The 15,382-nt window shown below is 56.5% G+C and carries 9 protein-coding genes; 8 read left to right on the top strand and 1 reads right to left on the bottom strand.

Annotated features, from left to right (window positions below):
• The first annotated feature begins 5 nt into the window (after positions 1 to 5).
• Positions 6 to 635, top strand: coding sequence for an N-carbamoylsarcosine amidohydrolase (locus ACTJJ6_RS04490; protein ID WP_016927839.1), 630 nt, complete (start codon positions 6 to 8; stop codon positions 633 to 635).
• A gap of 142 nt (positions 636 to 777) precedes the next feature.
• Complete coding sequence (locus ACTJJ6_RS04485; RefSeq protein WP_016927840.1) at positions 778 to 2,088, top strand: MFS transporter; 1,311 nt, start codon at positions 778 to 780, stop codon at positions 2,086 to 2,088.
• Positions 2,089 to 2,159: 71 nt separating this feature from the next.
• On the opposite strand, the gene dcp is transcribed toward ACTJJ6_RS04485, so the two are convergent.
• On the bottom strand, positions 2,160 to 4,361 hold the full coding sequence (gene dcp, locus ACTJJ6_RS04480) for a peptidyl-dipeptidase Dcp (RefSeq protein ID WP_440802231.1): 2,202 nt from the start codon (positions 4,359 to 4,361) through the stop codon (positions 2,160 to 2,162).
• Positions 4,362 to 4,661: 300 nt separating this feature from the next.
• On the opposite strand from dcp, the gene ACTJJ6_RS04475 reads away from it, so the two are divergent.
• From ACTJJ6_RS04475 to ACTJJ6_RS04450, 6 genes are all read left to right on the top strand, one after another.
• A complete protein-coding gene (locus ACTJJ6_RS04475; RefSeq protein ID WP_049298970.1) occupies positions 4,662 to 4,952 on the top strand; it encodes a hypothetical protein in 291 nt (96 codons plus the stop codon).
• Positions 4,949 to 5,236 (top strand): E492 group microcin, encoded by a 288-nt coding sequence (locus tag ACTJJ6_RS04470; protein ID WP_125460888.1) that lies wholly within the window; start codon positions 4,949 to 4,951, stop codon positions 5,234 to 5,236. Before ACTJJ6_RS04475 ends, ACTJJ6_RS04470 begins: the two co-directional genes overlap by 4 nt.
• A 78-nt stretch (positions 5,237 to 5,314) precedes the next feature.
• Positions 5,315 to 6,841, top strand: coding sequence for a hypothetical protein (locus ACTJJ6_RS04465; protein WP_016927843.1), 1,527 nt, complete (start codon positions 5,315 to 5,317; stop codon positions 6,839 to 6,841).
• Positions 6,842 to 6,859: 18 nt separating this feature from the next.
• The gene (locus ACTJJ6_RS04460; RefSeq protein ID WP_025302733.1) at positions 6,860 to 7,309 is read left to right on the top strand and encodes a toxin-activating lysine-acyltransferase; all 450 of its coding nucleotides are present in this window, start codon (positions 6,860 to 6,862) and stop codon (positions 7,307 to 7,309) included.
• A gap of 17 nt (positions 7,310 to 7,326) precedes the next feature.
• Positions 7,327 to 11,133, top strand: a complete 3,807-nt coding sequence (locus tag ACTJJ6_RS04455) for an AMP-binding protein (RefSeq protein WP_164052831.1) — start codon at positions 7,327 to 7,329, stop codon at positions 11,131 to 11,133.
• Positions 11,133 to 15,278 carry a non-ribosomal peptide synthetase gene (locus ACTJJ6_RS04450; protein ID WP_440802225.1) on the top strand — a complete coding sequence of 1,382 codons (4,146 nt, stop codon included), beginning with the start codon at positions 11,133 to 11,135 and terminating at the stop codon, positions 15,276 to 15,278. The genes ACTJJ6_RS04455 and ACTJJ6_RS04450 overlap by 1 nt, the downstream gene beginning before the upstream one ends.
• Positions 15,279 to 15,382 lie beyond the last annotated feature (104 nt).

Raw genomic sequence — 15,382 nt, 5'->3', positions numbered from 1 at the left:
GCAGAATGAACGACACCCTCAGCGACAACTATCGCGGCGTCTGGGGCCAGCGCATCGGCTTCGGCCGGCGCCCGGCGCTGCTGGCGATCGACTTTATGCAGGCCTACACCACCGAAGGCGCGCCGCTGTTCGCGCCAGGCGTAGTCAGCGCGGTCGAGGAAAGCCGCGAGCTGCTGGCCTGCGCGCGCCGAACGGGAATTCCGGTGATCCACACCCATATCCGCTATCATGCAGGCCATTTTGCCGATGGCGGCCTGTGGGTGAAGAAAGCGCCGGTGATGAAAGACATGGTGGCGGGCAACCCGCTGGCGGCGTTCTGCCCGCCGGTGGCGCCGCTGGCCGATGAGGTGGTGCTGAGCAAGCAATACGCCAGCGCCTTCTTCGGCACCGCGCTGGCGCCGCTGCTGGTGGCGCAAGGGATCGACACGCTGCTGATGATCGGCTGTTCCACCAGCGGCTGCATCCGCGCCAGCGCGGTGGATGCGGTGCAGCACGGCTTTCGCGCCATGGTGGTGCGCGAGTGCGTCGGCGATCGTCACCCCGGCCCGCACGAAGCCAACCTGTTCGACATCGACAGCAAATACGGCGATGTGGTGCACAAACAGGAGGCGCTCGACTACCTGAACCGGTTATGAGTCAACGATTCACCTGCCACGACAATAACGAAGGCGCAGACAGCGCCTCACGCGACCGCCCGAAACAGGGCGGCGCCCATGCAACGCAAACACAACAGGCGCCTCCTGCGGAGGCCAACACGCACCACCTGGAGACAACATCATGGCCATTGTCGACACCCCGCTGGCGGGGAAAGCGGACGCAGAATCGCTGCTGCTGTACCGCAAAATCACCTGGAAACTGATCCCGTTTCTTTGCCTGTGCTACCTGGCGGCCTACCTCGATCGCATCAACGTCGGGCTGGCCAAGCTGCAGATGGCCGACGCGCTGCAGCTGAGCGAAGCGGCCTTTGGTCTGGGCGCCGGGCTGTTCTTCGTCGGCTATATTCTGTTCGAGGTGCCGAGCAACCTGATCCTGCAGCGCGTCGGCGCCAAGATGTGGATCGCCCGCATCATGATCACCTGGGGGTTGCTGTCCACCGCCACCATGTTCGTCACCACGCCGACCCAGTTCTACGTCATTCGCTTTTTGCTCGGCGTGGCGGAGGCCGGTTTCCTGCCCGGCGTGCTCTTTTACCTGACGCTGTGGTTCCCGACCTATCGCCGCGGCCGCATCATCGCACTGTTCATGATCGGCCTGCCGCTGTCCAGCGTGATCGGCGGGCCGCTCTCCGGCTGGATCATGGGCCATTTCGACATGCGCCACGGGCTGCACGGCTGGCAGTGGCTGTTTCTGCTGGAGGGCATTCCCAGCGTGCTGTTGGGCGTGTTGACCTTCTGGCTGTTGCCTAACACTTATCAGCAGGCCAAGTGGCTGACGCCCGAGGAGAAACAACGCATCGCCGACGATCTGGCGCGCGACGACGCCGAGGCCGATCACGGCAAGCACAGCTTCCGCGACGGCTTCTTCAACCTGAAGGTGTGGATGCTCGGCGGCATCGACTTCGCTATTCTGCTCAGCGCCTACGCCATGGGCTTTTGGATGCCGACCTTCATCAAAACCGCCGGCGTCACCGACATCACCACCATCGGCTATCTGACGGCGATCCCCAGCGTCGCCGCCCTGCTCGGCATGCTGCTGATCGGCAGCAGTTCGGACCGGCTGCGCGAACGGCGCTGGCATATCATCGTGCCGTTTATCATCGGCGCGTTGGCGATGGCCGGCAGCACCTTCTTTACTCACAACGCGCTGGCCACGGTGCTGCTGTTCTCCATCGCCCAGGCGGCGATCATCGGCGCGGTGCCTGTGTTCTTCAGTCTGCCGGCCACCTTCCTGCGCGGCACGGCGGCGGCGACCGGCTTCGCGCTGGCCTGTTCGCTGGCCAACATCGCCGGGCTGGTGAGCAATTCGCTGATGGGGCTGGCGCTGGATCTGACCGGCAAGAGCGGCGGCGCGCTCTGGGCCTTCGCCGGCTGCCTGCTGCTCAGCTCGCTGCTGGTGGTGGCCCTGCCGGCCAAGGTGGTGAACCGCTGAATGTCGGCCACGCCAAAAAGACGAAGGGCGCATAACGCGCCCTTTTGTTTGCTTATCGGGAGTGGCCGAACTTACTCGTCCTTCAACCCGCGATTGATCAGCATCGGTTCAATGCTCGGCTCTTTGCCGCGCCAGTCGATGTACAGCTTCTCCAGATCCTGGCTGTTGCCGCGCGACAGGATCATGTCGCGGAAACGCTGGCCGTTTTCGGCGGTCAGGCCACCGTGCTCGGTGAACCACTGGAAGGCGTCGTCCGCCAGCATTTCCGTCCACAGATAGGCGTAGTAGCCCGCGGCGTAGCCGTTACCCCAGATGTGCTGGAAGTAGCTGGAACGGTAGCGCGGCGGCACATAGCTGAGATCCACCTTGTCTTTTTGCAGCGACTCGGCCTCGAACTTGTCCACGTCCTGCTGCGGCTGATCGGCGGTCAGCATGTGCCAGTGCATGTCCAGCAGCGCGGCGGACAGCAGCTCGGTCATGCTGTAGCCCTTGTTGAACTTGTCGGCCTTCTTGATCTTGTCGACCAGTTCCTGCGGCATCGCCTCGCCGGTCTGGTAGTGCTTGGCGAAGTGGCTGAACACTTTCGGATCGCTGACCCAGTGCTCGTTGAACTGCGACGGGAACTCGACGAAATCGCGCGCGGTGTTGGTGCCCGACAGGCTCGGGTATTCCTGATCGGCGAACATGCCGTGCAGCGCGTGGCCGAACTCGTGGAACATCGTGATCACGTCGTCATACGACAGCAGCGCCGGCTGCCCCGGCGCCGGTTTGGTGAAGTTGGCGACGTTGTAGATCACCGGCTTGGTGCCGTTGAGCTTAGACTGATCGACGAAGTTGCTCATCCAGGCGCCGCCGCCCTTGTTGTCACGCTTGAAGTAGTCGGTGTAGAACAGCGCCAGCGATTTGCCGTCCTTGTCGAACACTTCATACACCTTGACGTCCGGCTGGTAGACCGGAATGTCCTTGCGTTCTTTGAAGCTGATGCCGTACAGCAGGTTGGCGGCGTAGAACACGCCTTTGTTCAGCACGTTGTTCAGCTCGAAGTAAGGTTTGATCTGCGATTCGTCCAGATCGTACTTGGCCTTGCGCACCTGTTCAGCATAGAACTGCCAGTCCCAGGCCTGCACCTTGAAGTCGCCTTTCTGCTGATCGATCACCGCCTGAATGTCTTTGGCTTCACGCTCGGCGCGCGCGGTGGCCGCCGGCACGATGTTGCGCATAAAGCTCAGCGCGGCATCCGGCGTTTTGGCCATCTGGTTTTGCAGCTTCCAGGCGGCGTAGTTCGGGTAACCCAGCAGTTTGGCCTGCTCGGCGCGCACCTTGGCCAGACGGGAAATGGTCTGGCGGGTATCGTTGCCGTCCCCCTTCTCCGCACGCGTCCAGGAGGCGTCGAACAGCGCTTTGCGGGTGTCGCGATCTTTCAGGCTCTGCAGCAGCGGCTGCTGGGTGGTGTTCTGCAGCACCAACAGCCACTGTTTCTCCAGCTTGCGCTCGGCGGCCGCCTGCGCTGCCGCGGCCAGCTCACCTTCGGACAGACCGTCCAGCTTCGCCGGGTCGGTTATCGCCAGCGCGCCGTTTTTGCTCGCCGCCAGCAGTTTGTTGGTGAACTGGGTGCTCAGCGTCGCCGCTTCCTGGTTCAGCGCCTTCAGCTTGGCCTTGTCGGCGTCCGACAGGTTGGCGCCCGCCAGCTCGAAGTTCTTATAGGTGACTTCCACCAGCCGACGCGACTCCGGATCCAGCTTCAGCGCATCGCGATCTTGATAGATGGCCTTGATGCGCGCGAACAGCTTGCCGTTGAGCATGATGTCGTCGTTCAGCGCCGCCAGCTTCGGCGAGGTTTCTTCATCCAGCTTCTGCAGCGCGTCGCTGGTGTTGGCCGAGGTCATGGCGCCAAACACGTTCATCACCCGCGTCAGCAGCGAACCGGCCTGCTCCAGCGCCACAAAGGTATTCTTGAAGTTGGGCTTGGCCGGGTTGTTGGCGATCTTCTCCACCTCTTCCCGCTTTTGCTTGATGCCCGCTTCAATCGCCGGCGCGTAGTCGCTTTCCTTGATCAGGTTGAACGGCGGCGCCTGGAACGGCAGGCGGCTTTGATAGAAGAACGGATTCTGAGTCTTTTGCTTGTCGTGCTGATTGGCTTCACCGGTCACGGTAGCCTCCTTCGCCTGGCCGCTGGGCAGCGCGCTATGGTCGGCGTGAGGTTGGGTTTCTGCTGCCTGTGCCTGCGAGCCCAGCGCCATGCCGATCGCCAGCACCAATGTGGATAAACGCATCAAATCGAAACTCCTCCATGTTCACGGAATAAGGTCTCGGGGAATGGCTCCCTCAGAGTCATCACCTAGCTTAGGCGCAGTTGGCAGTTTGAGCAAAAACAAGTGATTAGAAGTTAACCGCCTCGCCGACCGCGGCCAAACGCTTCTTTGACATCTTTATTTTTCATCATCGACACATAGTCACAAAAAGTAATCATTTTATGATTAATTAATTCAATGCCATGATAAATAAAGAGGAATCATAAAATACCCTGTTGACTTATCAGGTTACCCAATGTAACTTGATGTAAATTTTGATTAATGGAGCTAATCAAATTGCACCTTATAACGGAAATAGTTCTTATTGTCATTTTCATCCTCATTATCAGTGCGATCTATAAAAACGCGAAGAAAAAAGGCGTGCGCGCGTACCACATCGTTATGCTGTTCTTGATATTTCCCCTTGCCGTATTTTTAGACTACTGCCTGCAGCGCCAGGCGATCCTTTTGGATACGGCCGCCCTTAAAACCACGGCCAGTTATGGTTTGCCGATGGCGATTATTTTTTCGCTTGTTTTATCTATCACCTCTCGCAAGAAGGAGTTTAAATGAGAGCCTTAACGGAAGTTGAATTGTCATGTATTAACGGATCTGACGGCAACGACTCTTATAATCCGACTTCGCTCATTGTCGGTAGCCTGAGCACAATAGCGAAATTACCCACCCCCGTATCCTTAGCTGTGGGCGTCGGGACGGAAATAGCTATTCAAGCCGCACCACACATGCCGGTTAACGTTGCTATTCCACAGGTTCCTATGGGCCCAACCTGGAATGGCAGTGGCGGTGGCCGCCCTTCACCTTCGTCTTCACTTTCAACACCGGATTCATCAAATTAAAAAAACAGTCTTATTATTCCTTGTGCAATAAGGCCGGGATTTAACTTACTCTGCACCAATAAAAATAACGATTAAAAAATGACAAAGCTCGCCATGCTTCACGAAAGCTTGATCCCTTTCGTCGCAAAAAAGACAGGTTCTCAATTACTCTGGCACAATGCATTAAGCCCTGCCGAACAAGACGAACTGAAAAAAGAGACCAGCTATCTCATCGAAGAAAATAATCGCCATGCTATTTTTGATGACGGTACGCCGCGCTTAAACGATGAAAAAGTCTTTTTCGCCGAACGTTATGGCGGCGGCGCTATTTCGCGCAACGGCGGCGGAGCACGCTGTGGCTTTGATGGGCGTTGGCAGGTTAAAGGTATTGGGGCTAATGCGTTAGTCGGTCAAGGGGCAAAGCATGTCGATGGTGAGTTGACGATGACCGGCGCAGTATTGGAGGCATTATGGGGGAACGTCATGGCCAAACTGCTGCCTTACGGTGCCGTGCCCAATAAGGCGATCTTGTTGACCGATAGCCCCTTAGCCGCCATCTCTCCTGAATCGGCGAGAAGTCCCCATAACCGCAAGGCGTTGCTGGTGCGTGAGCCCGTCGTGCGCCCTGCACATTTTTGCCGCGCACCCTACTATCATCCTCATGATGCAATGCAAAGGCAGCCTTCGGATATTCAGCGGGTCGAAAAGCTGATTGTCGCCGCACCGGCTTTTCTGCCTCGTCCCCCGGAGTTTGACGCCGCAAGCTGGTTGGCATTGCCCCAGGAAGAACAAGCATTCTACGGGCTCTGCGAGCTTGCCCGGCGTCTCGCGACGCAGATCGCGTACTGCCGCACCCGGCATTTGGTGATGATGACCTCACCCTCCAATTGCGATATGGCCGGCAGGCTGCTGGACTTTCATGGTGTTCGCAGTGTTTTTCCCGCAGAACGTCGCGATCCCGGGCGCAGCTACATTCAACACAACAAGCTCAATGAAGACGCCCCTTTGTTGCTGAGAGGCTTGCAAGATCTCGCTTTTTATTTAGCCAAACATCAATTCGGCCCGGCATTTCTCGCGGCAGCGCACCAAGGCATCGGTGCGGCCTTCAACATGGCCTATAAACGAGCCTGCCTGCTGGATAATCTCGGTATGGCGGGTTTTGACCCTGCATTTTTACAACGCCTGCCTCTCACCGCCGAGTGGTTCGCCTTAGGCGAACGCTTGCAAAAAATGTTCGATTTGGCTCCCGGCGTCTTTACCCGTCGACAAGGTCTTGGCCTGGGGAATGCTCATCCGGCGATTGCCCTGTTGCACCGGCTCATCGACGCGCCCGTAAGGGTTCCCGCCGAACAACAGGGTACGACCGCGGAGGAGAGATTTTCTCTGGCGTTCCGTCGGTTATACGCGCAATACCTTCAGGAAACATCAGCAGCTCAAACCTCCGCCGGATTACAACTGGCGATGAAGCAGACCGTCACCAGAAGGTTGGGTTCCCGCACGTTCATGCGCCGTGAAGTGATTTTTCAAGAAATTGCCGGCTGGCGCGGCGAAGTCAGCGAGATCACCGAACAATTGCAAACCTATCTCGACCGTTTCGAGCGCCAGGCGATCAACGTATTACAATAACAACGCTGAGGATATTTCGTGAGTTTTATCAAAGAAAACCAGCAGGGTAAAAGTAGGTTCAGTCAATACGAGAGCCTGGGCTTCGCCGTTAACTGTATGTTGATGAATAAAAATTACAGTTTGTACCATATAAAAACGTTGCAGCTATGGACTCAGGAAGCGATTAATCAAAACCAATTTAAAATATTATTCGACCATTTGGATAACCCGATAGGGTATATAACCTGGGCCTACCTGAGAGATGAGACGCTGAGTCGATTTATTAACGACCCGCAGTTTCTTCTCCATAACTCAGAATGGGATGAGGGCGGCACGCTGTGTATTTTAGATTTTTGCTGCAAGCCAGGCAGCGCGCATTTATGTTTGGAACACCTTAAAAGAGTTCACCCCATCGTAGAACGCCGCACGGTTGTGTGGCGCTCCCGCCGAACGGGCAGACTGATGACTGTAAAAAATAAAGAAAAATAATTGTCAGGGATGAGGCAATGAGCAAACATCAATTACTGGATTCACAGGCAGGATTTTACTATGGCACCAAGATCGGCGATGACAAATCGAGCTATAATATCGCGGAATATGTCGAAATAAATCACACTCTCGATATCGCAAGAATGAAACGTGCTATTCATCGTGTCGTCAGCCAAACCCCTACGCTGCACGTTCTGTTTGATGAGGATAACGGCACGCCTTATCAATATTCCGTCACCGCCAATATCTCAGTGGAATGGGTAGATCTTTCGCAGAGCGCCAACGATATGGCCACCGCTATCGAATTAATGGAAGCGGATGCTAAGCGCCCCTTCTCGCTGAACGCGGCGCCGTTATTCAGACAAAAAATCATCAGGCTGGGTGAGAAACGCTTTCTGTGGTATTTCTGCAGCCACCATCTGCTGCTTGATGGTTACGGCACTTATTTGCTGATCCATCAAGTGGCGCAGGCCTACCGAGACCAGACACAACAACCGCAAGACGTACCGGCGATCGATGCCTTGCTCGGGGCTGAATCTGAGTATAAACAGTCAGCCGCCTATCAAGCAGACCGACATTTTTGGCAAGCGGCCAGCGCCTCACTGCCAGACCCGATGACATTAGCCTGCGCCAATATTCCCTCGGGACAGACCATCCGCCATGTGACGTCGTTGCCCTATCCTGCCGAGCGCCTTGCGCTGCAAACCGAACATCCTTCTTGGCTGGCGCGCACTTTTGTAGCGGTGATGGCGTATTTGTACTTATGTACCGGCGAGAAGCAGCAAACGATCGGCGTCCCTATGATGGCGCGAACAGACGCCCTGTCGAGGCAGGCGCTAACCTGCAAGACCAACGTTGTTCCTTTGACTCTCGATATTGAGGACACCGCCTCATGCCGACAGTTGGCGCAAACCATTGAACACGCGCTCAAGCAACTCAAGAAACATCAAGCGTTTCGTTACGAAGAGATAAAAAGTCTGAGGAGCGTCGCCAGCCGCTCGCCGTTGTTCAACATCGTGGTCAATATCATTCCCTTTGAAGCGGCAGCCTCATTCTCTCCCGCTCAGCGTAGTGAAATTCGTAACTTACGCTCAGGAGGCGCGCAGGATCTGGTCTTCAACATGCGTCCCGATCTCGATAACCAAACGCTGCGGCTGGAGATCGATGCCGACTCAGGGCTTTACGATGCGGCCAGTCTGGTGCGGCACAGCCAGGGGATACAGACCTTGTGCACCTTGCTGTACGACGATCCGGAAAATCTTTCCGTCGCGGCATTGCGACAACGTTTCCCGCTCTCGCTGCTGGGTAAAACAGCCAACGACAACGTGGTCGATATCATGCAGCGTATCGATCGTGCCGTCGTTCAAGCGCCGCAACGCACGGCGATCCTCACGCCTGAACACGCTTCGTCATCGCTCAGAACGCTGTCTTATGCCGTTTTGCAGCAGCAGTGGCGTGCGCTGGCCGATGTCCTGGCTCCCGTTCGCGCCGCACATACCGTACTGTTGCTCGACTTGCCGCAGGGGCCGGAGGCCATCATCTGCATGCTTGCTGCGTTGCAATTGAAAATGCCCTTCGTCAACCTGAATGCCAAAGGGGATGGAGCGGCTTACCGTCAACTGCTTGAACAGTTTAGCGACGCTATCCTGATTACCGATCGCACGCGTCCCTCCGTTCATTCCGAGCCTGGCACATTGGCGCATTGGCGCGCATCGACACTCAATATGCCGACGGATTTCGCACACTTCACCGTGTTTCGCCGGCAAACATCGACTGAGGCGCCGGCGTTCCCGGTCGGAACCAGCTATATCATGTTTACCTCCGGTTCGACGGGAATGCCTAAAGGCGTGATAGGCGCCCGACATGCTCTCAACGTTTTTGTCGATGCGGCGATAAAATGCTATGGCATTCAACCGCACGAACGCGTGTTGCAATTTGCGCCCTTGCATTTCGATGCCTGCATCGAAGAAATTTTCATGACGCTGGGGGCCGGCGCCCACCTGTGTATCGCCCCCGAGACCGTCAAGCACAGCTTTGCCGCTTTCTTCACATTCTGCGACGATCATCAAATCAGCCTGTTGGATCTGCCGACCGCCTACTTTAATGAAATGCTGTTCGCCTCCGGTGGTGAACAGACGCTACCGCCGGCCGTCACTACCGTTATCATCGGCGGCGAAAGCCTTTCACCGCGAGCCAAAGAACGCTGGTTCGCGCACTACCCCAAAGGCAGGAAGTTATTCAACTCCTACGGCCCAACCGAAACAACCGTGGTGGCGACGGCCGCAGAAATCAAAAACGATGGCGCCGCCGTGACGATAGGCACACCGCTGGATGGTATATACACGGCGATCGTCGGCGAGGATCTCAGGCCGTTGCCGCTCGGCTGCAGCGGCGAATTACTGATAGCCGGAGCGACCGTCGGCCTGGGATATTGGCATCAGCCAACGCTGAGCGCGGAAAAGTTCGTCACCCTTGAGGCCAACGGCCATCTCATGCCCGCCTTTCGTACCGGCGATATCGCCTGCCAGCGCCAAGATGGGCAGTTGGTGTTCCTTGGCCGCAAAATTCGTGAAGCGAAAATCGCCGGGCAGCGCGTCAATATGGGTGAGATAGAAAGCTGTCTGGCCCGCTTGCCCTCCATTGTCGAGATTGCCGTACTGGCCAAAAGCGGCGACGCGGGAACGGAACTGTACGCGCATTATCACAGCCGGCAGCCGCTCAGTGAGGCAATGCGCCGCACACTGTACGGCGAACTGCCCAATGCCCATATTCCTCAGCGCTTCGTGCATCATCCAACGCCGCTGGTCAAACTGGCTAACGGCAAGATTGATTATCGCACCCTGGAGAGACAATCCCGGATGCCTGAACCCACACGGGAGTTGCGTTCGACGACATTCAACACCCTGGTGCATGAAGTTTGGCTGGCGACGCTGGGCAGTGACGATGGCGACTTCTTCACGCTCGGCGGCGAGTCCCTGCAGGCCATAAAAATCATTAACGTGCTTAACGCCCACTGTCGGTTGGATCTGAACCTGAGCGACATTCTTGAACATCCAAGACTCGCCGATTTCTGCCGACACCTGACGCAGTTGGCCCATGCACGCTATGGTCTGGATCCGCAGCATCTGGACATCCGTTGCGCTATCGGCCGCTGTCTATCAACCGAGGCGCCGACCAGCAGCAGGCTGTTTATTCAATCTCCCGAAGGCACAGATGAACGGCTTTTATTGGCCGCCCTCGCCGACAAACGCGATGTGGACATTCTGTCACCGCAGGCGCTGCCGTTGCCTGCTGAATGGTCGCTGAACGCGGCCATATTCAACGTACCGAACGAAGCCACTCAATATGCCAGTTGGCTTGATGCACTTTCGGCCCTGCTGCACACCCTGCCCGGCCGAGTTAACCACATGATCTTTATGCATGATACGGCCGGCGGAGCCAGACTCACGCAAGGCCTGCTACGCGATTTCCGACATGAGCGACTACTGTTGCTGCATAAAGTCGATGCGCGCCGCCAAGCCGTCGACGCCGGCGTTACAGAGTTGATAGCCCTCTCTGCGCGGCTGGGTTATTTCCCGCACATTCGGTTCGATACGGCCAATGAGCGATTGAACGGCTGCGTACTGAGGATCTTCGGTTTCGATGATGGGGAGAATATCGACCATCGCGCCGCCTTCACAATGGCGCAGCGGAGAAACCCGGGAGTGCAGTTGTGTAGCTTAGCGCATTGGCTGAATTTGATTTCCGCCCACAGCGACAAACGCCCGAATAAAAGCGGTCGAACAGCGAAAACTATCGACGTCAACATGGAAGGAGCGCACTGATGAGCGTCATCGGCTTGATCAATCTGATGGAAATGGCGAAACAGGGAGCAAAATTCGGCGAGCTGTCGCCTCGACGCCAAACCATTGAGCATGTTGACGCCGCCGCACTCAGTGCGGTGCAGGAAGACATCACCGCATTTTTATCTGTCTGTACGCCGGACAATTCAGAGCGGCACACCGGCGAGAAGCCTTGTTACACCGTCAATCACTACGCGGGGCAATACCTGTGGCTGTATGAAAACTTCACCAAGAACAGCCCGCTGTATAACATTCCGATCGCTAAAGAGATCCTGGGGCCCTTTGAACCCGAGCGTTTGCTCGCCGCGTTGAAAAAACTGCTCAAGCGGCACGGTGCGCTTTGCGGCCGCTACCGGCTAGACGGTGAAGCCATCACCGTTGACATCGTGCATCCTGATGAAACCATTTTCGAACACAGCCTCGAGGACATCAGCAGGCTGAACAGTGAAGAGCAGCAAGAAAATATGCTGGCGGCGCTTAACGCCCAGTGTACGATCCCGTTTGACCTCGCGGCTGAGTATCCTCTGCGCTGCCGGATCTTGAGAAAGAGCGCGCAGCACCACTATCTGTTCTTGACCTTCCACCATTGCGTGGTCGACGGCTGGACGGCCAATTTGCTGGTGGATGAACTGAGCCGTGACTATCAAGCGTACGAAGAGCATTGGCATTATGACAACGGCCAGGCGTTTTTCCGCTATCTTGAAGACCCTTTCCTCGCCATCGCCAATGTCGATGACAGCATGGCGTTTTGGCGCGATGAACTGGATGGTGCGCCGGAAAAACACGCGCTTGAATACGATATCGCCATCACCGCGGCAGGCAAAACACAGAATATCGTCAGAACATCGCTGACGAACGAACTGCAGTCGGCCCTGGCCCAGTTAGCCAAACATAACGGTACGACGCTGTTTACGCTGTTGCACTCCGCCTTCGCGTTACTGATTGCCAGAGAATCGGCGACGGATCGCGTGGTCATCGGTAGCCCGATCGCCAACAGGAACGAGCCGACGTTAAACGACGCCGTTGGCAGCTTCGTCAACACGATCGCTCACCAATTTATCATCACTGGCGACGACAGTTTCACCGCGCTGCTGCAAAAGAACGCGAATAAATTTGCGCGCGCTTTCAAACATCAGGGATTGCCCTTCTCTTATCTGGTTGAACAACTCAAGCCCACGCGCGGCAAGTTCCACCCCATTTTTCAAATCATGTTCGTCTGCCAACATCGCAAAAGCAACGAGCTAAATCTTGGCGGTGCGCAGGTTAACACCCTGCCAAGACGCTATGCGCCGCCCAAGTTTGATCTGGTTCTGGAAGTGATTTCCGGCGCAGAAGGCATTCAGTTGGAGTGGCAATACAACGCCAAGCTGTTTACGCCGGAGCGTATTAACGGATTGGCGCAAGCTTACGCATTGCTGTTGCAGCAAATTGCCTGCGATCCTTCGCGGGCCGTCGACCACTATTCGCTGGCGCCAATGGCCGATAACCGGCAATTGCGGCAGCTCTCCGTCGGGCAGGCGATGCCGGTATGCTTGCGGCAACCTCTTTCCGATCGGCTGTTACGCGCTGCCCACCAGCATGGGGATCGCCCGGCGTTGTTCGAGGGAGATCAGGTGTGGCATTACGATCGGCTATTGCGGCACGCCGGCCTCGTGGCGCATTGGCTGAACGCCCATACCGCCCCAGGCGCGCTCATCGCCATCGATCTTCCACGCGGCGCTCATCAAGCTATTGCGGCGCTCGGCGTGATCCTCGCCGGACGCGCCTACTTGCCGTTGGCCGAAGGATTACCGGATGCCCGCGTAGCGGCCATTATGCGAATATCGGGTTGCGCCTGGGTTGTGAGCAATCGGGCTCACCATCGCGCCCGCTATCCGCAGACAACCCGCGTTCAGGATCTGGAGGCGCTGTTTTCTCCCCCTGTCACAGGCACAGCAACCTTCCCACCAGGCGAAGCGGAAGCACTCGCCTATGTCATTTATACATCGGGGACGACAGGCACGCCAAAAGGCGTGGCGATGGAACACGGCGCCGTCACCAATACCTTGCTGACCATGAATCAACTGTTTAACGTTTCACATCGTGACAACGTATTGGCGCTCGCCGACCTGGCCTTCGATTTATCGGTCTATGACCTGTTCGGCAGTTGGCTAGCCGGCGCATCGGTAACCGTGTTATCGCCGCACGACGCTAAAGAGCCGTCAGCATGGCTACATGCGATACGCCAGCGGAAAATCAGCATCTGGAACTCGGTTCCCGCCATCTTGCAAATGCTGGTGCAATACTGCGCACAAGAAAACATCCTGTCGCTGCCTCAACTGCGGCATATCTGGCTGAGCGGCGATCGTATCTCTCCGCGGCTGATCGCCGAAGCACATCGGCTTTGCCCCAACGCCACCATCACCAGCCTTGGCGGTGCCACCGAAGGGGCAATATGGTCAATTTATCATCCGCTTACACGAGATACGCACTACAGAAACGCCATCCCCTATGGAACCGCATTGCCGAATCAAAGCATGTGGGTGTTGAATGAAAAACTCGAGCCGTGCGGTTTCGGCGTTACCGGCGACATTTATATCGGTGGCGTTGGCGTTGCCCGCGAGTATTGGCGCGATAGGCAAACCACCGCCGGCAGCTTTGTTCTTCTCCCAACCACCGGAGAACGCGTGTACCGCACCGGCGATCGTGGCCGTTGGCATCGCAGCGGTTACATCGAATTTCTCGGCCGCGAAGACCAACAGGTGAAACTGCAGGGTTTTCGCGTCGAATTGGGTGACGTCGAATTCGCGCTCAAAAGCAGCGAACTGGTCGCTGAAGCGTGCGTCGTCTGTCGCGATGAAACCAGGAACGGCACACCGTATCTGGAAGCCTATTTCACATTGACCGAGGCGGGGAAAGCCAGCGTCCAGGCGGAGCAAAGAATACGCGAGCAGGTTACGGCCGCATTGCCCGCGTATATGGCGCCATCCCACTATCATCTTATTGAACGTTTCCCGCTTTCACGCAACGGCAAATTGGATCGCACCTTGCTATCGCCAGGCACCGAACGGAGTCAGGCCAGCGATGTTGTTCCCGCAGCGTCCGCGGAACTCATGCTGCTACGTGAGTTGTTGGCGGATACGTTAGGCTGTGCTCCAGACAAGATCGACCCCTATGCCAGCTTCTTCAGCAATGGCGGCAGCTCGCTTTCCGGCATCACGTTTTTGGGTAACATCAAGCGTGCCCTTAATGTGGAATTAACCCTGGCGGAAATCCTTGGCTACTCACAGCTCGATAAACTTGCCGAGCGTCTGCGCGATAACGCGCCCTTGCCGTTATCGATATTGTCCGGCACAGCCCATCGCCCCTCTCTGCCCACCTTGTATTTGGTGCATGGTGCCGGTGGCCAGGTACATCAATATGCAAAGTGGACAAAACAACTTTACGCCTGCGCCAACATCATCACCATCGCCAGCCCGGGGTTGGCCGCGCCAGGCGCAGACGACACACTCACCCTGCAGCGATTGGCCGCCTCCCATTTGGCGGCCATACCGCGTGCCAAACGCGACACTGCCGTTATCGCCGGCTGGTCATTGGGCGGCCAATTAGCTGTCCATATGGCGGCGCAGGCTACGGAACAAGGCGCGCCCTTTGCGCATGCGGTGCTTATCGACAGCGGTTTGCCCGCCCAGCAACCCTCAGTGAATCGAGGTTTCAGCGTGGCGCAAAGTTACCTCAGTCTGTTCGACTCTCTCGGTATTGCGCGTCATTTGTGTCGGCATCAAGAAACGAATGCGATAGACAGCTTCGCCAACGAGATAAAAATGCACTATGCGCTGAATCAGAGCGTGCTTGCGGAGAAGATCACGCTGGAACATGCCGAAGCCTTTTGTTGGGCGCTGAAAAAATCCTTTGATCTGACGAACAACGCCGGCCCTCTGCCACAGATAGCGATACCGCTGACGCTTTGGCTCAGTCAGCAACGTCAGCGTAAACACCCCAATCTTGCACAACGCTGGGAGAAGCAATCCTCTCATGACGTTCAACTCAATTATTGTGCAGAAACGCATTACAGCATTTTAAACAACGCTCAACTTCTTCGAGCGCTGTCGCGGATGCTGCGCGCGTTGTCCACATCATTGGAATAACGCGAGAAGATACCCCTGGCCATTCAAACCTATTGAGGCACTGATGAAATTACCCAGCAGTTGGATTTTTTTGTTCTGCTTTTACTACACATTCATGGATATTT

The sequence above is a fragment of the Serratia sp. 22278 genome (genome assembly GCF_052045405.1).
Classification (GTDB): domain Bacteria; phylum Pseudomonadota; class Gammaproteobacteria; order Enterobacterales; family Enterobacteriaceae; genus Serratia; species Serratia marcescens.
The sequence above is the reverse complement of the archived record's forward strand: the minus strand, read 5'-3'. Positions and strand labels throughout refer to the sequence as shown.